Genomic DNA, 17173 nt, shown 5'->3' on the forward strand with positions numbered 1-17173 from the left:
CAGAAGGATATCGATACAGAATGTCTCGTCAATGGTTTTCCGAGACAGATTGTGCGACTTTTTGGGGTCGGTGGCGTGACGGGACTCAGGTGGGCGGGGCGAGCTCGCGCTTGAGCACCTTGCCGCCGGCGTTGCGCGGCAGCGCCGGGGTCGCGTACCAGCGGCGCGGCACCTTGTAGCCGGCCAGCTGCGCCCGGCAGTGCTCCTCCAGTGCCGCGGGGTCCAGGTCGTGGCCGGGGCGCAGCACGACGTGGGCGACCACGGTCTCGCCCCAGGTGTCGTCCGGCTCGCCCACGACCGCGGACTCGACCACGCCCTCGTGGCCGGCCAGCACCTCCTCGATCTCGCGGGGGTAGACGTTGGTGCCGCCCGAGATGATCAGGTCCTTCTTGCGGTCCACGATCGAGATGAAGCCGTCCTCGTCGCGCACGGCGATGTCGCCGCAGGTGACGAAGCCGTCCTCGGTGGTGCACTCCGCGGTCGCCTCGTCGTTGTCGAGGTAGCCGTTCATCAGGTACGGCGAGCGGCTGAACAGCTCGCCGGGCGTGCCCGGCGGCACCTCGTTGCCGTCCTCGTCGACGATCCGGATCTCGGTCAGGTACCAGGCGTGGCCCACGGAGCCGGGCTTGGCGCGCATGTGCGCGGGGCGCAGGTTGGTGATGATGCCGGACTCGGTGGAGCCGTAGAGCTCGTGCACCCCGCGGCCGGGGAAGGTCGCCATCACCCACTGCTTGAGCTCCCACGGCAGCGCCGCGGCGTTGAAGTACAGCGTGTCGAGGCTGTCCAGGTCGCGGGCGGCGATCGCGTCGTCGCCCAGGGCGCGCAGGCCCATCGCCATCGTGGGCACCAGGAACGCCGACTGCACGCGGTCGCGCTCGACGAGGTCGAGGAAGCCGGCCGGGTCCCACTTGCGCAGCATGGTCACCGTGCCGCCGGTGAAGACCGGGGCGTAGCCGAACGCGAAGCCGGCGCCGTGGTACATCGGCGCGACCGCGGCGGAGACCCGGCCGCTGCCCAGGCCCCACTCGAGCGCGCTCATGTAGAACGTGAGCACCCGGCTGCGGTGCGAGATCAGCACGCCCTTGGGCTTGCCCGTCGTGCCGGAGGTGTAGGCGATGCAGAACGGCTCGTGCTCGCCGGTCTCGCGGAACGGGTCGGTGGCCGGCTGCGCGGCCAGCGCGGCCTCGTACTCCTTGCCCAGCGTGCTGCCGTCGAGGACGAGGGCGGGCAGCGCGTGTGCCTCGCACGCCTCACGGACGATGTCGCTGAGCGCCTCGTCGAGCACCACGGCGCCGGTCGAGCTGTGCTCCACGATGTAGCGCGCCTCGGCGGAGGTCAGCCGCGGGTTCAGCGGCACCATGACCAGGCCGGCCTTGGCGATGCCGGCCGCCACCTCGGGATACTCCAGGCGGTTGCCCAGGAGCACCGCGACTCGGTCGCCGCGGCCCAGGCCGAGGTCGGTCAGTGCGTTGGCGAGCCGGCTGGCGCGCTGGTCGAGCTCGGCGTAGGTCAGGGTGCGCTCGCCGTCGATCACCGCGGTGGCGGCGGGGGTGGCGGCCGCGAACTCACGGATTCCGCTCACGATGGACAGCGGTGCGCCGCCGGTCTGGATGGCCACGGGCTCTCCTGAGGTCTGGGGGAGTCGATCAGGGACGGGGGAACCAGCCGGCGCGACCGAGCATCGCGGGAGCCTGGGGCAACCCGAGCTCCGTTGCGATCCAAGTGCCGGTGGCGGCGACGGCGAGCGCATCGACGGGCGCGTCGTCGGGACGGTTCGAGCGGACCGCGATGCGGCTGCGCTCGAGCAGGTAGAGCAGGTCCTCGGTGCCGATGTTGCCGGTGGCGCCGGGGGCGAACGGGCAGCCGCCGATGCCGCCGGCGGAGGCGTCCAGCACGGTGACGCCGGCCGCGACCGCGGCCAGGGCGTTGGCGTAGCCGGTGTTGCGGGTGTTGTGGAAGTGGGCGCGCAGCGGGACCTCGGCGTCGAGCGCGCGGATGCCGGTGACGATGTCGGTGACCTGGGCGGGTACGCCGACCCCGATCGTGTCGGCGATCGCGACCTCGTCCGGGCCGGCGTCGAGCACGCCCCGGGCGACCTCGAGGACGCGCTCGGTGGGCACCTCGCCGTCGAAGGGGCAGCCGAAGGCCGCGGCGATGATGACCGTGGTGGGCATCCCGGCGGCGCGGGCGTCGCGGGCGATGTCGGCGAAGGCTGCGACCTGGGCGGCGGTGTCCACGCCCTGGTTGCGCACCGCCAGGCCGTCGGAGGCGACGACCACCGCGGTGATCTCGTCGCACCCGGCGGCGAGCGCGCGGTCCAGGCCGCGCCGGTTGAGCACCAGGCCGATCTTGGAGAGGCCCTCGACGTCGGCGAGGCCGGCCAGCACGTCCTCGGCGTCGGCCATCTGCGGCACCCGGTCGGGGCGGGCGAACGCGGTGACCTCGACCCGGCGCAGGCCCGCGGCTACGCTGCGACGGACCAGCTCGATCTTGGTGTCGGTGGGCAGCAGTCGCTTCTCGTTCTGCAGGCCGTCGCGGGGAGAGACCTCGACGATCTCGACAAGGGTGGCGGGGTCCGTCACAGGTCGTTCCAATCCTCGGGAAGCCGATAGCAGGCGCATCCTATCGGATATATGATTCTGCCATGACTGACTTCTCCGCAGGCTCGCTGTCCGGCATCCGTGTGCTCGAGGCCGGTCAGCTGCTCGCCGGTCCGTTCGCCGCCACGCTGATGGCGGACCAGGGCGCCGACGTGATCAAGGTCGAGGCCCCCGGCGCCGGCGACCCGATGCGGCAGTGGGGCCGCACCGACGGCACCTCGCTGTGGTGGCCCGTCGTGGGGCGCAACAAGCGCGCGGTGACGCTGAACCTGCGCGAGGCGGAGGGCCAGGAGCTGTTCCTCAAGCTCGTCGCCGAGGCCGACATCGTGGTGGAGAACTTCCGCGCCGGCACCTTCGAGAAGTGGAACCTCTCCTACGAGCGGCTCAAGGAGGTCAACCCCGGCATCATCCTGGTCCGGGTCACGGGCTACGGCCAGACCGGCCCGTACTCCAACCGCGCCGGCTACGGCTCGATCGGCGAGGCGATGGGCGGACTGCGCTACATCCTGGGCGACCCGGACCGCCAGCCCTCGCGGGCCGGCATCTCGATCGGCGACTCGCTCGCCGCGATGCACGCGACCGTGGGTGCGCTCTCCGCGCTGCAGCGGCGCAACGTCACCGGCGAGGGCCAGGTCGTCGACGCCTCGATCTACGAGTCGGTGCTGGCGATGATGGAGTCGCTGGTCACCGAGTGGGACGTCGCGGGCTACCAGCGCGAGCGCACCGGCGCCATCCTGCCCAACGTCGCGCCCTCCAACGTCTACCCGACCAAGGACGGCCAGCTGATCCTCATCGCGGCCAACCAGGACTCGGTCTCCTCGCGGCTGTTCAAGATGATGGGCAAGCCGGAGTGGTCCGAGCCCGGCCACCCCTACTCCACCCACGTCGGCCGCGGCAAGGCACAGACCGAGCTCGACGAGCTGATCTCGCAGTGGACCGCGACCATCGACGCCGAGGACCTGCTGGAGATGATGGACACCGGCGGCGTGCCCGCCGGCCGCATCTACAAGGCCGCCGACATGCTCGCCGACCCGCACTTCGCGGCCCGCGAGTCCATCGTCCAGGTCCCCGACGCCACCTTCGGGCAGCTGAAGATGCAGAACGTGGTGCCGAAGCTGTCGGCCACGCCCGGCTCGATCCGCTGGACCGGTCCCGCCCTCGGCCAGCACAATGACGAGGTGTACGGCGACCTGCTCGGCCTCGACGAGGCCACCCGGACCGACCTCGCCGCGCGCGGCGTGATCTGAGCGCCGCCGTGTCCATCCCAGAGAAGGACGAGAAGAACCGGGCCGACGACCGGGCCGAGGACTACGCCGCCGTGGGCTTCCGCGGACGCGTGGGTGGCGGGACCGCGCCCGCGGTCATCGTCGTCGACGTGTGCCGCGCCTACCTCGAGGGCGGCCCGTTCACCGACGCGGACGGCCGGTTCGAGGCCGCCCGCGCCAGCGCCGAGCGGGTCGTCGCCGCGGCCCGTGCCGCGCTGCGCCCGGTCCTGTTCACCCAGGTCGTGCTGGCGCCCGGTGGCGCCGACGCGGGCTGGTTCGCGGTCAAGGTGCCCGGGCTGAGCGCCTTCGAGGCGGGCTCGCCGTGGGGCGCGTTCCCCGAGGCCCCATCCCCGCTGCCCGGCGAGCTCGTGGTGACCAAGCAGTACGCGTCCGGGTTCTTCGGCACCACGCTGGCCTCCACCCTGCGCGCCCAAGGCGTCGACACCACGATCGTCCTGGGCTTCTCCACCAGCGGCTGCGTCCGCGCGACCGCCCTGGACGCCCTGCAGAACGGCTTCCGCCCTCTCGTCGTCCGCGAGGCCTGCGGCGACCGGGACGAGGTGGTGCAGGAGCAGAACCTCTTCGACCTCGACTCCAAGTACGCCGACGTGCTCGGCGAGGACGAGATCATCGACTACCTGGGAGGCCTCGCATGAGCGAGCAGATCACGCCCCTCGACCTCGACGGCGACCTGACCTGGGGGGTGCACCAGATCGCCGGCGCCGAGGAGCCGGCCCGCATCGCGATGCTGCGCGCCGACGCCGCCCGCGGCACCCGGACCGTGCTGGTCGCCTTCCCCGACGGCTGGCGACGCGACGCGACCGGCAACCAGCCGGCGGGCGAGGAGATGGTCGTGCTCAGCGGCGAGGTCCGGATGAGCGGGCTGTCCTGCGGCGCGGGCGAGGCCCTCGTCGCCGAGCCGCACGTGACCCGCTCGGCCACCTCGACCGACGACGGCACCCGCGCCGTGGTGTTCTTCTCCGGCGCCGGTGGCGGCTGGGCCGAGGGTGAGGCCGAGGTGCCCGGCAAGGTCGAGGTGCTGCCGGTGGAGCCGGGCGTCGTGCGCGGCGCCACCGCCGGCCTCGTCGGCACCCTGGAGGTCCGTGCCGACGTCGCGGGAGCGGTCCTGGCCGCCGACGCGGACGTGCTGTGGCCGCAGGCGCGCCAGTGGGCCTTCGTGCCCGCCGGCGCCACCGTGCCCGACGTCGCCGGGCTCGCGGTCGTCCACCTCTGGGACTGATCGACCGACGGGCGCACCGCGCAGCACAGACACGAGAAGGGCGGCTCCCCGTGGGGGAGCCGCCCTTCTCGTCGTACGACGGGCCCGGGGCCCGGGGCTGCTAGCTCGGGGCGGGGCCGCCGGTCACCGACTGCGCCGCGCGGACCGCGTCGGCGTCGTAGGTGTCGCGCACCAGCCACAGGCACAGCACCGAGATGAACAGCGGCGGGATCAGGAACAGCATCCCGTTGCCGATGCCGCCGGTCAGGTCTGACATGGCGCCGACCAGCAGCGGGCCGAAGGCGCCGCCGAGGGTGGTGAGGAACTGCAGCAGCGCGAAGCCCATGCCGCGGTTGGCGGCGGGCACCACGTTGGCCGCGGCGGCGGTCAGGTTCGGCATCGCGCCGGCGAAGCCGGCGCAGGCCACCGCGACCATGGTCATCCGCAGCCCGACGCCGGGCAGCAGCACCGCCAGGCTCAGGCCGATGGCGCCGACGAGCAGGCACACCGTGGACAGCTTGATCCGCCACCCGGAGGTCTCGCGGCGGTCGCCGAGGCGGGAGCCGATGATGATGCCGATGACGATGCCGGTGCCGCCCACGCCGCCGGCCAGCCCGGAGGCGGCGTCGGTGTCGAGGCCCTCGAGGCGCTCCAGGAACGTCGGCAGCCAGTAGAAGAGGCCGGCGACGCCGAGGGCGAGGATCGCCTGGGCGGCGATCACGCCGCGCAGGGTGGTGACCTTGAGCAGGCTGCGTGCCTCGGCGAGCAGGCCGGCGGTGCTGCCGGTGAGGGCGGCGTGCTCCTCGACCGGCGCCTCACCGGCGTCGGGGGCGCCGCGCTGGGCGCGGAGCCGGTCGATCGCGTCGCCCAGGCCGCGGCGGGGCTCCTTGAGGGTCAGCACCAGTGCCGCGACGACCAGGCCCGGGATGGCGGCGATGAAGAACACGGCGCGCCAGTCCAACGCCTCGGCGACGGCACCGCCGACGATCACGCCCGTGGGCAGGCCCATGTAGTAGCCGGCGCGCTCGAAGCCGTACGCCTTGCCGCGGCTGCGGTTGGGGTAGTAGTCGGCGAGCAGGCTGGAGGCGGGCGGGTTGTACAGCTGGCCCGCGGCGCCGATCGCGATCCGGACCAGGAAGAAGATGAAGAAGGTCGAGGCGAGGCCGCTGAGCACCGAGCACAGCGACCAGATCAGCACGACGATCGCGATGGTGCCCACGCGCGGGGCGCGGTCGGCCAGCCGTCCGGCGGGCAGCAGCAGCACCGCCGCGGCGATGCTGGCGGCGGTCGGGATGGCGCCACCGACGGTGTCGCTGAACCCGAAGTGGTCCTGGATCGCCGGCAGCGCGCCGGCGATGAGGTTGATCTCGACGCGGTCGATGAACGCGACCAGCGCGATGACGATGGCGGGCCACCAGCCGAAGGGTGCGTCGCGGCCGATGTCGACCTGCTGCGCCTCCCCGCGGGCGTGGACCTGGAGGGTCGCGGTCCCGAGCCCCGGGTCGGCGGGATCTGAGGCAGGCTTGATGTTCGTCACGAGCGCTCCCGGGTTGGAGGGGGTAGGCTGGGCCAGATCGTACAAGATATATGAAATGAGGAACGATGGCCCGGATGCTTCGCGTCGCCGCAGTTCAGTACGCCGTCGGTGAGGACGTCGCGGAGAACCTGGCGACCGCCCTGCGGATGATCGACGCCGCGGCCTCGGAGGGCGCGCAGGTCGTGGTGCTGCCCGAGTTCGCCAACCACGTCTCCTGGTACTCCGGCCGCGAGCACGCCCGGGCCCAGGCCCAGCACCTGGACGGGGAGTTCGTCACCGCGCTGGGCCGGCGCGCCGCCGAGCACGGCATCCACGTGATGGCCAACTGCACGCTGCACCGCCCCGACGGGCGGGTCGCCGGCAGCAACATCCTCTTCGGCCCCGACGGTGCGGTGCTGGAGGTCAGCGACAAGCAGGTCCTGATGGGCTCCGAGCGCGACCACGTCGACCCCGCCGTCGAGCGCACCGGCGTCGTGGAGACCGCGATCGGTCGCGTCGGCCTCTACTCCTGCATGGACGGCGTCATCTACGAGACCCCGCGGATGCACGCGGTGGAGGGCGCGGAGCTGCTGCTCAACAGCCTCAACTCCTTCGCCCTCGACGAGGCCTCTCTGCACGTCCCCGTCCGCGCCGTGGAGAACAAGGTGTGGGTGGTCGCTGCGAACAAGGTCGGCCCGCTGGTGCCCGAGCACAGCATCGCCGCCGTCGCCGAGAAGGTGGGCGTGCCCGTCGACCGGCTGCACGGCGCGGGGGAGAGCCAGATCGTGGCCCCCGACGGCACCGTGGTCGCCGTCGGCCCTCGCTCCGGTGAGGCGGTCGTGGTCGCCGACATCGACCTCGACCTGGCCGGCGACAAGACCCGTCCCGACGGCACCGACATCATCGCCGCCCGGCGCCCCGAGCTCTACGGCCCCATCGCCGAGGAGCCCCGTGGCCGCACGGCGCCCGCCGGCGCCGAGAAGGTCGCCGCCGTCGTGCTCACCCCCGGCCCCGGCGACGACCTCGGCGCCCTGCTCGACGAGGCGGTCGCGCGTGGCGTCGACCTCGTCGTGCTGCCCGAGCTCGCCGCCCACCCCGACGCCGACCCGCAGCGCGACCCGGATCCCGCGCTCGCGCCGGAGGCCATCGCGGCCCGGCTGGTGGGCACCTCGGTCCGCGTGGTCACCTCCGTGGTCGACGCCGCGGGCGCCCACGTCGGCCTGGTCCTCGGCGCCGGCGGTGTCGAGCTGGTGCAGCCGCAGCTGCACGCCAGTGCCCGCCACGCCGGTCTCGCCGAGCCCGACGGCGACGGCATCGAGGTGCTCGAGGTGCCGTGGGGCCGCCTCGCCGTGGTGGTCGGCGACGACGCCCTCTACCCCGAGACCTTCCGGCTCGCCGCGCTGGGCGACGCCGACGTCGTCGCGGTGCCGTTCACGGTCGCCGAGAAGCACGACGTCGACCTGCTCCTGCTCGAGCGCGCCGCGGAGAACCGCCTCAACCTCGCGGTCGCCTCGCGTCCGCACCCCGAGCACGGCGGCGGTGCGCTCATCCCGCTCTCCGGCGACTTCACGCTGTGGGGCGACTGGGAGGGCGAGTTCGCCGGCGTGATCAGCTGCCCCGAGCCGGTGCTCGCCGACGGGGCGATCACCGAGGCGACGCTGCGCCCGGCGTGCGCCACCAACAGGTTCGTCAGCCGCGGCACCGACGTGGTCGACGGCCGCCCGTGGCAGCTCGCGGCGGTGCTGACGGCCTGACGTCGTACGCCGTGGAGGCGGTCGGGTGCCCTGGAAGGGTGCGCCCGGCCGCCTTCGTCGTGCTACGCCGAGAGTGCGGCAGCAGGGGTGCCGGCCGAAGGGGTGCCGGCCGAAGGGGTGCCGGCCGAAGGGGTGCCGGAGGGCGCAGCGGGGGAGTGGGCGGCCGAGCCTGCCTCAGGAGCCGGCGTTCTCCCGGGCGGCGAACGCCTTGAGGAGTGCGTTCTCGGTGTTCTCCAGGTGCGCGACCCATGCGTCCTTGAGCTCCTCGGACCTGCCCTCGCGGGCCAGGTCGAGCAGCACGCGGTGCTCGTCGATGCGCTGCTGCTGCGTCTCGGGGGCGTGGTCGAGGTCGTCCATGAGCAGGTGCAGGTAGCGGTCGGAGGCCTTCCACAGCACGCGCAGAACGTTGGCGTCGGCGGGGCCGATCACGTCGAGCAGCATCGCCTCGTGGAACGCGTGGTGCTTGGCGGCCAGGGCGGCGGGCTCGCGCTCGATGCCGACGTACTCCGCCAGCGCCTCCTCGGCGTGGGCGAGGCGCTCCTCGGTCATCGACTCGGCGGCGCGCATGCACAGGTCGGCCTCGATCAGCTTGCGCAGCCGGTAGATGTTGGTGAGCTCGTCGACCGTCACGGTGGCGACCAGGGCGGAGCGACCGGGGCGCAGGCTGATCACGCCCTCGCTCTCGAGCCGGCGCAGGGCCTCGCGGACGGGGATGTGGCTGATCGAGAACCGCTCGCACAGGTCGACGATGGAGACGGTCGATCCCGGGGCGAGGTCGCCGTTCAGGATCGCGCGGTGCAGCTCGTCGGTGACCCGGTCCACCAGGGAGTGGTGGGCGATCGGGCGGACCCCGCTGGCTGCGCTGGCACGACGGCTCATGACGACTTCCCCCCAGTTTGGCACTTGCCCGGACTCTTCTCGCTCAGATCCTATATTCCACGGCCGGAATCGGCCGCATTGATCTGTCGGGACTCTCGCCTGCGGAGTAGATATCGTATATTCTATGAGCGAAAGGTGGTGCTGATGATCGACCAAGCGACGTTCCGTGACGTCATGTCCCAGTGGCCGAGTGGTGTGACGGTGGTGACCACGCTGGCCGCCGACGGGTCGCCGCACGGCATGACCGCGAGCTCGTTCTCGAGCGTCAGCCTCGACCCGCCGCTGGTCTCCATCTGCCTGACCACCACGCTCTACACCCACGAGCTGATCAAGAACAGCGGCGTCTTCGGGATCAGCGTCCTGGCCAAGGACCAGCAGGAGGTCGGGCGCCGGTTCGCCGGGATGGACCCGACCGTGACCGACCGCTTCGCCGGCGAGCAGTGGGCGTACGCTGAGACCGGCGTGCCGCTGCTGGACTCCGCGCTCGGCTGGTTCGACTGCAGGGTGGTGCACGCCTACCCCGGTGGTGACCACACGATCTTCGTCGGCGAGGTGCTCGCCGGGCACGCCGCCGGCAAGTCCGCGCCGCTGCTGTTCCACTCCCGCGGCTGGGGCCAGTTCGCCGACGTGCTGCCCGACATCGCCACCTTGTCCGACAGCGGCGTCGTGGCCGGCGTGGCCGGCTCGGCGGCCGGGGTCCCCGCGGCTCCGGTGGCAGCCGGCGTGGCCGAGGCCGGCGTGCGCGTGCGCATCGCCGACCTCACCGCCGCCACCAGCGCCGCGGACGCGCAGGCGCTGCTGCCGCGCACCTACCCGCTCGACGCCGCCAGCGTCCTGGTCGCCGACCGCGCCCAGGCCGACCTGGCCCTGGAGGCCGGGGTCGCCGTCGTGGAGCGCGAGCTCGACCCGCTCGTTCCCGGGGCGCTCGAGGAGGTCCTCGCCTCGCTGGCCGGCATCGAGGCCCGGTCCGCGGTCATCCTGCGCGACCCGTTCTCCGACGAGTGCCACGAGTCCGTGCTGGCCGCGGTGCGTGCGCTCGGCCGTGCCGGGGTGGCCGAGATCGGGCTGCCCGACAGCGCCGGCAGCGCCACCCCGCTCCAGGTGCGCGGGCTGCTGCAGGAGGTCGTCGCCCTGGCCCGCCCCGTCCCGGTGCGGATGAACCTGCACGACCGCGACCGCCTCGGCCTGGTCAAGGCGATCACCGCCCTCAAGAGCGGCGTGCGGCACTTCGACACCACGCTCGCCGGGCTCGACGGCGCGGTCGCCACCGAGGACCTGATCCGCCTGCTGGAGGAGGTCGACGTCGACACCTCCGTCGACTCCGCCGCCCTGGTCGCCCTCGCCGGCGAGCTGCGCACCACCGTCGCCGGCGCTGCCGCCGACGCCCCCGACTTGCCCCTTTCGGCGTCGACCGACGCCACCGAGATCGTAGGAGCTGCAGGATGACCGAGAAGCTGACCGCAGAGCGTCTGCTGACCGACCTGACCCCCGCCGAGCGGGCGCGGATGGAGCGGGTCGAGTCGATCCTGCCCGCCGTCGCCGCCGCTGCCGAGGAGGCGGACGCCATCGGCGCCTTCCCCGCGGGCCACGTCAAGCTCCTCGCCGACGCGGGCTTGCTCGGCCTCGTCGTCCCCGAGGAGTACGGCGGCCTCGGCGGCGGGCTGCGCGACCTGGCGGCCACGACGTACGCGATCGGCACCGTGTGCGGCTCCACCGCCCTGTCGTTCTTCTTCCACTGCTCGGCCTCCTCGCGCGGCATGCTGCCGCTCGCCGCGCTCGACGCCGGTCACTACAGCGACGAGGAGGCGCCCGAGGTGCGCGCCTTCGCCGAGAAGGTGCTCACCCGCATGGGCGCCGAGAAGAAGATGCTGGCCAACTTCGCCAGCGAGGCCGTCAAGGCCAGCAACGCCAACGTGCTGATCTCCACCACCGCGACCAAGGTCGACGGCGGCTGGATGCTCAACGGTGAGAAGTCCTTCGGCTGCCTGTCCGGCACCGCCGATTACTACCTGGTCACCGCCGCTCGCGACGACATCGCCGGCATCGACGGCCTCGGCCTCTTCCTCGTGGCCCGCGACACCCCCGGCTCCCGCTCGCGGGCGCCCTGGCGCGGCCTGGGCATGCGGGCCTCGGACAACCACGGCCTGATCATGGAGGACTGCTTCGTCCCCGACGACGAGGCGCTCGCGATCCCCGGCGCCTTCACCCGCGCCACCCAGATGTCGCGCGGCTCGTGGGTCGGCAACCAGATCGCCATCGCCGCGATCTACGCCGGCATCGCCCAGGGCGTGTGGGACTACGCGCTGGACCGCACGATGTCGGCCAAGTTCGCCGACACCGGCAAGCCGATCGCCTCCAGCCCCATGCACCAGGTCCTCATCGGCGACGGCGAGGCCGCGCTGGCCGAGGCCCACCTGTGGCTGCGCCGCCAGATCGAGCTCGAGGCGTCCGACCCGCCGATCCTGCCCAAGAACGAGGTCGTCTCGCACTGGAAGCTCGCCAAGGGCTCCATCTGTGAGCGTGCCTTCACCGTCGCCACCGACGCGCTCAAGATGTGCGGCACCTCCGGTGCGCTGATGGACAACGTCATCGGCCGCGCCATGCGCGACACCGCGATGGGTCTCGTGCAGGCGTTCCCCGCCGAGCGCGGCAAGCTCGACCTGGCCAAGATCGTCGTCGAGCAGCAGGGCTGGGCCGGCCTGACCACCCGCGACTCGATGGCCGACGCGTCGGCGGCCGGCACCCAGGCCGCCGCGGCGAGCGCCGAGGGCGCGTCGCGGTGAGTGAGACCGTCTCGACCGTGAGCGTGCGCGACTCCCTGGTCCTGCCCGAGGTCGGCGAGCTCGTCGACGGCGCCTGGGCCACCCCGGCCGAGACGCTCGACGTGGTGCTGGCCGACCCGTTCCTCGGCACCCCCGTCGGCACCGCCGTGGCCAGCAGCAGCGCCGCCGTCGAGGCGGCGCTGAGCGCCGCCGACCGCGTGCACCGCGAGGGCTCGTGGGCCGGCGTGCCCGTCGAGCGCCGCGCGGAGATCCTCGACGCCGTCGGGGCGGCGCTGGCGCCCGAGGTGCCGCGGCTGGCCGCGCTGGAGTCGTTCGCGACCGGCGTGCCGATCGCACAGACCTCCATCGTCGGCATGATCGTGCCCGGCGCCTTCCACCTCGCCGCGCAGATGCTGCGCGACGGCGTGCTGGCCGACACCGTCACCGGCGAGCACGGCAACCCCGTCGAGGTGCACCGGCTCCCGCTCGGCCCCGCGCTCGCGCTGGTGCCGTTCAACGCCCCCGCCCCGATGGCCGCGCACAAGATCGCCAGCTCGCTGGCCGTCGGCGCACCGACCCTGCTCAAGCCGAGCGAGTACGCGCCGTGGGGGACCACCGCGCTGGCTCGCATCGTCGCCGACGTCCTGGACGCCGAGGGCGTGCCCGCCGGCACCTTCCAGCTGCTCCAGGGCGGCCCGGCCGTCGGCGGTCAGCTGGTCAACGACGTGCGGGTGCGTGCGGTCTCCTTCACCGGGGGCCTCGGTGGCGGCAGGGCGATCGCCGCGGCGTGCGCGGCCAACTTCACCGCGCTCCAGCTCGAGCTCGGCGGCAACAACCCGCTGCTGGTGATGCCCGACGCCGACCCGGCCGACGCCGCCCGCCGCGCGGTGGACCTGCTGACCACGCTGAACGGCCAGTGGTGCCGTGCGCTGGGTCGTCTCGTCGTACCGACGGCGCTGGCCGAGGCCGTGCGCGCGGGCGTCGAGGAACGGCTCGCCGCCCTGGTCGCCGGCGACCCGCTCGACCACGACACCGACCTCGGCCCGATCATCCACGCCGTGCACCTGTCCCGGCTGCGCGCCGAGATCGACGCCCGGCTCACCGCCGCCGGCGACGCCGGTGTCCTCACGGCACCGACCGCGGTGCCGGCGACGGGCACCTTCCTGGCCCCGACGCTGATCTCCGGCACGCCGAGCGAGGCCGCCCTGGAGGAGGTCTTCGGCCCGGTCGCCACGATGCACACCTACGACACCCTCGAGGAGGCCGTCGAGCTGGCCAACGCCACGCCCTTCGGGCTCGAGGGGTACGTCGTGGGCACCGACACCGAGGCCGCGCTGGACGTGGCCCGCCGGGTGCGCGCCGGCGAGGTCAAGGTCAACGGCTCGACCATCATGAGCCTGCACCTGATGACCCCGCGGCCGGCCTGGGGCCTGTCCGGCATGGGCGAGGAGGGCACCGTGGAGACCATGCGGTTCTTCACCGGCGCCCGCGTCGTCGGTGTCGAGGGCGGCTACGCCCTGCACGGGCGATGACCGCTGAGCCCAGCGCCGCCGGACGGCTGAGGGAGCTGCTCGCGGGCTCCGAGGTCGTCCGGCTCCCCGGCGTCCACGACGCCGTGAGCGCCGGGCTCGCCGCCGCGGCCGGCGCCCGCGGGGTGCACCTGTCCGGTGCTGCCGTCTCCGCGGTCGACCTGGGCCTGCCGGACCTCGGGTTCGTGCACGGCACCGACATCGCCCGGCGGGCGGCCTCGCTGGTCCCCGCGCTCGCGGGCGTGCCGGTCCTCGCCGATGCCGACACCGGCTACGGCAACGCCCTGCAGGCCCGGCACACCGCCCGCAGCTACGCGGCCGCCGGCATCGCCGGGCTGCACCTGGAGGACCAGGTGGCGCCCAAACGGTGCGGCCACCTGGGCGGCAAGGAGGTCGTCGGCGCCGAGGAGGCAGCCGCACGCGTCGCCGCCGCGGTCGCCTCCGGCACCGACCTGGTCGTCGTGGCCCGCACCGACGCGCTGTCGGTGCTGGGGCGCGAGGAGGCCGTCACCCGCTGCCGCGCCTTCGCCGAAGCCGGCGCCGACGCCGTGTTCGTCGAGGGCGCCGGCGTGGCGGACCTGCACGCGGTCGCCGAGGCGCTCGCCGCCGACGGCCGCCCGCTGCCGCAGGTCTACAACCGCTCCGAGGCCGGCGGCCCGGTCGAGGCCGGCCCCGACGACGCCACCCTGGCCGCCGCGGGCGTGCGGCTGGTGATCCACCCGGTCTCCGCGCTGCTGGCCGCCGCGGACGCCGTACGACGCAGCTACGCCGCGATCCTCGCCGACGGCCACGCGGGCGAGGTCCCGCGGATGTCGTGGCCGGAGCTGACCGGCCTGGTCGGCCTGCCCGGTCTGCTGCGCGACGAGCAGACCTACGCCCACCGCTGAACGTCCGATCCCAGATCCCCCAGATTTCCCAGATCCCCCTAGATCCCCAACACGAGGTGCCCTGAGATGACCACAGCTTCCCTTGGCTCGGCGATCGTCGCCGGCGCAGGCCCGGTCGGATTGACCGCGGCGCTGATCCTGGCCCGTGCCGGTGTGCAGGTGACCGTGCTGGAGGCCGGGGACGCCCTGGCCACCGAGTCGCGCGCCTCGACCTTCCACCCGCCGAGCCTGGAGATGCTCGCCGAGCTGGGCGTGCTGGAGACGCTCATGGAGCGCGGCATCGTCTCGACCGGGTTCCAGTACCGCGACCGCCGTACCGGCCCGATCGCCGACCTCGACCTCGGTGTGCTCGCCGAGGACACGCCGTACCCGTTCCGGGTCCAGGCCGAGCAGTCCAAGCTGACGCCGATCCTCCTCGAGGTGCTCGAGGGCCTGGACAACGTCACCGTCCGCTTCGGGCAGCGCGTCGTGGCCGCCGAGACGGTCTCCGGTCCGTCCGGGGAGCAGGGCGTGGTGCGCACCGAGGTGGGCGAGACCTTCGCGGCGGACTGGGTGCTCGGTGCCGACGGGTCCAACTCGCAGGTCCGCCAGACCGCCGGGTTCACCTTCGAGGGCATGACCTACCCGGAGCGGTTCCTGGTCGCCTCCACCACCGAGGACCTGGACACGATCCTGCCGGGCATCTCGGCGGTCAACTACGTCTTCGACCCCACCGAGTGGCTGGTGCTGCTGCGCACGCCGGAGCACTGGCGGGTGCTGTTCCCGACCGCGCAGGACACCCCCGACGAGGTCGAGAGCGACCCCGCCCGGGTGCAGGAGCGTCTCGCCGGCGTCGCCGACCTCGGCCGCGAGTGGGACGTGCTGCACACGACGCTGTACCGGGTGCACCAGCGGGTCGCCGACGAGTTCCGCAAGGGCCGTCTGATCCTGATGGGCGATGCCGCGCACATCAACAACCCGCTCGGCGGGATGGGCATGAACTCGGGCATCCACGACGCCCACGTCGAGACCAACGCCCTGCTGGCGCTGCTGCGTGGCGAGGGCACCCTGGAGGAGCTGGACGAGGCGTGCGAGGCGCGCCGCGAGGTCGCGCTGTCCTACGTCAAGACCATCACCCACGACAACTGGGAGAAGCTGCGTCAGGACGACCCGGAGGCGATCCGGGCCTACCACGACGAGCTGCGCGAGCTGGCCGGCGACAAGGAGCGGATGCGCAAGCACCTGCTCAACACCTCGATGATCAACTCGCTGCGCTCGGGCAAGGTCGTCGACATGGTCGGGGTCAAGGCGAGCGGATGATCCAGCGGGAGAACCCGGCGCGCACCGACGAGGTGGTCGCGACGGTCCCCGTCGCCACCGCCGACGACGTCGACGCGGTCGTCACCGCCGCCGACGCCGCCCAGCGCACCTGGCGGGCGGTGCCCGTCGCCGAGCGCGCCGCGGTGCTGCTCGCCGCCGCCGACGCGCTGGCCGCGGAGGTCGACGCGATCGCCGAGGCGATGGCACGCGAGACCGGCAAGGTGCTCGGTGACGCCCGGGGCGAGGCCGGCTTCGCGGTGCACGTGCTGCGGTTCTACGCCGGCCGGGCGCCGGAGCTGCTGGCCGAGGAGGTCCGCGACGACGAGCGCGGCCGCCTGGTCGTCCGGCACCGCCCGTACGGCGTCGTCGCCGCGGTCACCCCGTGGAACGCGCCGCTGATCCTGACCATGCTCAAGCTGGCGCCGGGCCTGGTGGCCGGCAACGCGCTGGTGGTCAAGCCCTCGCCGCTGGCCCCGGTCGCGGTGGCCCGGATGGTCGAGGTGCTCGCCACCCACCTGCCCGCAGGCCTCGTCGCCGTCGTGCAGGGCGGCGCGGAGACCGCGACCGCGCTGGTCACCCACCCGCGCACCGCGAAGGTCGCGTTCACCGGCGGCGACGTCGCCGGCCGCGCGATCGCGGCCACGGCCTCGCAGGCGCTGGTGCCCAGCGTGCTGGAGCTCGGCGGCAACGACGCAGCGGTGCTGCTCGACGACGTCGCCCTGAGCGAGGCCGACGCCGAGCGCCTGGTGATGGCGGCGTTCGCCACCTCCGGCCAGGTCTGCATGGCGATCAAGCGGCTCTACGTGCACCGCTCACGCCTGGACGAGGTGCTGGCCGCGATCCGTGCGGCCGCGGACCGGGTGCTGTGCGTCGGCGACCCGCTGCACGAGGGCAGCACGATGGGGCCGGTGGTCTCCGCGGAGTCCGCGCAACGGCTGCGGGCCCTGCTCGCGGCGGCCCTCGCGGACGGGGGAGAGGCGATCGAGCTCGGCGGGGTCAACCCGCGCAGCGACCTCTCGCGGGGGCACTTCGTGCGCCCGGTCCTGGTCACCGGGCTCGACGACGCGCACCCGCTGGTCGCCGCCGAGCAGTTCGGCCCGATCCTGCCGGTGCTCGCCTTCGACTCCGTCGAGGAGGTCGTGGAGCGCGCGAACGCCACCGACCTCGGCCTGGGGGCCTCGGTCTGGTCGGCCGACGAGGAGCGTGCGTTCGAGGTCGCCGCCCGGCTGGAGGCCGGCTTCACCTTCATCAACACCCACAACCGCACCGGCATGGCCCTGGACGCGCCGTTCGGCGGGATCAAGGGATCCGGCTGGGGCCGGGAGTACGGCGACGAGGGGCTGATGGAGTACGTGCAGCCCTGCGTGATCAACGCGCCCGGCGCCTTCCGGGCCGGCGGCTCGGGCCTGGGCGCCGCGGCGTACCCCACCGCCTGAGGGCTTTTCGCCGCCCGGTGTGAGCCG

At 73.4% G+C, this 17173-nt stretch carries 14 protein-coding genes; 10 read left to right on the plus strand and 4 right to left on the minus strand.

Annotation, left to right across the window (positions count from 1 at the left end; genetic code table 11):
* Positions 1-85: 85 nt before the first annotated feature.
* Both KG111_RS04765 and KG111_RS04770 read right to left on the minus strand, forming a co-directional pair.
* Positions 86-1618: a class I adenylate-forming enzyme family protein gene (locus KG111_RS04765; RefSeq protein WP_205290522.1), complete on the minus strand. Its 1533-nt coding sequence runs from the start codon at positions 1616-1618 to the stop codon at positions 86-88.
* Positions 1619-1646: 28 nt separating this feature from the next.
* Positions 1647-2582 carry a hydroxymethylglutaryl-CoA lyase gene (locus KG111_RS04770; RefSeq protein ID WP_205290521.1) on the minus strand — a complete coding sequence of 312 codons (936 nt, stop codon included), beginning with the start codon at positions 2580-2582 and terminating at the stop codon, positions 1647-1649.
* Between the two features lie 62 nt (positions 2583-2644).
* Here KG111_RS04770 and KG111_RS04775 point away from each other — a divergent pair, with 62 nt between their 5' ends.
* The 3 genes from KG111_RS04775 to KG111_RS04785 are packed head-to-tail and all read left to right on the plus strand — an operon-like array spanning position 2645 to position 5105.
* The gene (locus tag KG111_RS04775) at positions 2645-3847 is read left to right on the plus strand and encodes a CaiB/BaiF CoA transferase family protein (RefSeq protein WP_205290520.1); all 1203 of its coding nucleotides are present in this window, start codon (positions 2645-2647) and stop codon (positions 3845-3847) included.
* An 8-nt stretch (positions 3848-3855) separates the two neighbouring features.
* Positions 3856-4521, plus strand: coding sequence for an isochorismatase family protein (locus tag KG111_RS04780; RefSeq protein ID WP_205290519.1), 666 nt, complete (start codon positions 3856-3858; stop codon positions 4519-4521).
* Positions 4518-5105 carry a hypothetical protein gene (locus tag KG111_RS04785; protein ID WP_205290518.1) on the plus strand — a complete coding sequence of 196 codons (588 nt, stop codon included), beginning with the start codon at positions 4518-4520 and terminating at the stop codon, positions 5103-5105. The genes KG111_RS04780 and KG111_RS04785 overlap by 4 nt, the downstream gene beginning before the upstream one ends.
* A gap of 100 nt (positions 5106-5205) precedes the next feature.
* Here the strand turns inward: KG111_RS04785 and KG111_RS04790 are convergent, their stop codons facing one another.
* Positions 5206-6621, minus strand: a complete 1416-nt coding sequence (locus KG111_RS04790; protein WP_205290517.1) for an MFS transporter — start codon at positions 6619-6621, stop codon at positions 5206-5208.
* 65 nt (positions 6622-6686) lie between these two features.
* Between KG111_RS04790 and KG111_RS04795 the strand changes: the two genes are divergently transcribed.
* Positions 6687-8354, plus strand: a complete 1668-nt coding sequence (locus tag KG111_RS04795; protein WP_205290516.1) for a carbon-nitrogen hydrolase family protein — start codon at positions 6687-6689, stop codon at positions 8352-8354.
* 174 nt (positions 8355-8528) lie between these two features.
* Here KG111_RS04795 and KG111_RS04800 read toward each other — a convergent pair whose 3' ends face one another.
* On the minus strand, positions 8529-9233 hold the full coding sequence (locus KG111_RS04800) for a GntR family transcriptional regulator (RefSeq protein ID WP_205290515.1): 705 nt from the start codon (positions 9231-9233) through the stop codon (positions 8529-8531).
* Between the two features lie 144 nt (positions 9234-9377).
* On the opposite strand from KG111_RS04800, the gene KG111_RS04805 reads away from it, so the two are divergent.
* The 6 genes from KG111_RS04805 to KG111_RS04830 all read left to right on the plus strand — a co-directional run bounded on the left by KG111_RS04805 (position 9378) and on the right by KG111_RS04830 (position 17146).
* Entirely contained in the window at positions 9378-10679 is a 1302-nt protein-coding gene (locus KG111_RS04805) for a flavin reductase (RefSeq protein WP_205290514.1), read from the plus strand.
* Complete coding sequence (locus KG111_RS04810; RefSeq protein WP_205290513.1) at positions 10676-12016, plus strand: acyl-CoA dehydrogenase family protein; 1341 nt, start codon at positions 10676-10678, stop codon at positions 12014-12016. Before KG111_RS04805 ends, KG111_RS04810 begins: the two co-directional genes overlap by 4 nt.
* Positions 12013-13527: an aldehyde dehydrogenase family protein gene (locus KG111_RS04815; protein WP_205290512.1), complete on the plus strand. Its 1515-nt coding sequence runs from the start codon at positions 12013-12015 to the stop codon at positions 13525-13527. Before KG111_RS04810 ends, KG111_RS04815 begins: the two co-directional genes overlap by 4 nt.
* Positions 13524-14411 carry an isocitrate lyase/PEP mutase family protein gene (locus KG111_RS04820; protein WP_205290511.1) on the plus strand — a complete coding sequence of 296 codons (888 nt, stop codon included), beginning with the start codon at positions 13524-13526 and terminating at the stop codon, positions 14409-14411. Before KG111_RS04815 ends, KG111_RS04820 begins: the two co-directional genes overlap by 4 nt.
* A 66-nt stretch (positions 14412-14477) precedes the next feature.
* Positions 14478-15710, plus strand: a complete 1233-nt coding sequence (locus KG111_RS04825; RefSeq protein WP_205290510.1) for an FAD-dependent oxidoreductase — start codon at positions 14478-14480, stop codon at positions 15708-15710.
* Positions 15707-17146: an aldehyde dehydrogenase family protein gene (locus KG111_RS04830; protein ID WP_205290509.1), complete on the plus strand. Its 1440-nt coding sequence runs from the start codon at positions 15707-15709 to the stop codon at positions 17144-17146. The genes KG111_RS04825 and KG111_RS04830 overlap by 4 nt, the downstream gene beginning before the upstream one ends.
* Positions 17147-17173 lie beyond the last annotated feature (27 nt).

The organism is Nocardioides faecalis (assembly GCF_018388425.1).
In the GTDB taxonomy this organism is placed as follows: Bacteria; Actinomycetota; Actinomycetes; order Propionibacteriales; family Nocardioidaceae; genus Nocardioides; species Nocardioides faecalis.

Coding starts and splice junctions, on each gene's coding strand:
- KG111_RS04810 (WP_205290513.1), top strand. CDS start 10,676: ATGACCGAGAAGCTGACCGCAGAGCGTCTGCTGACCGACCTGACCCCC.
- KG111_RS04805 (WP_205290514.1), top strand. CDS start 9,378: ATGATCGACCAAGCGACGTTCCGTGACGTCATGTCCCAGTGGCCGAGT.
- KG111_RS04830 (WP_205290509.1), top strand. CDS start 15,707: ATGATCCAGCGGGAGAACCCGGCGCGCACCGACGAGGTGGTCGCGACG.
- KG111_RS04800 (WP_205290515.1), bottom strand. CDS start 9,233: ATGAGCCGTCGTGCCAGCGCAGCCAGCGGGGTCCGCCCGATCGCCCAC.
- KG111_RS04775 (WP_205290520.1), top strand. CDS start 2,645: ATGACTGACTTCTCCGCAGGCTCGCTGTCCGGCATCCGTGTGCTCGAG.
- KG111_RS04795 (WP_205290516.1), top strand. CDS start 6,687: ATGGCCCGGATGCTTCGCGTCGCCGCAGTTCAGTACGCCGTCGGTGAG.
- KG111_RS04825 (WP_205290510.1), top strand. CDS start 14,478: ATGACCACAGCTTCCCTTGGCTCGGCGATCGTCGCCGGCGCAGGCCCG.
- KG111_RS04785 (WP_205290518.1), top strand. CDS start 4,518: ATGAGCGAGCAGATCACGCCCCTCGACCTCGACGGCGACCTGACCTGG.
- KG111_RS04820 (WP_205290511.1), top strand. CDS start 13,524: ATGACCGCTGAGCCCAGCGCCGCCGGACGGCTGAGGGAGCTGCTCGCG.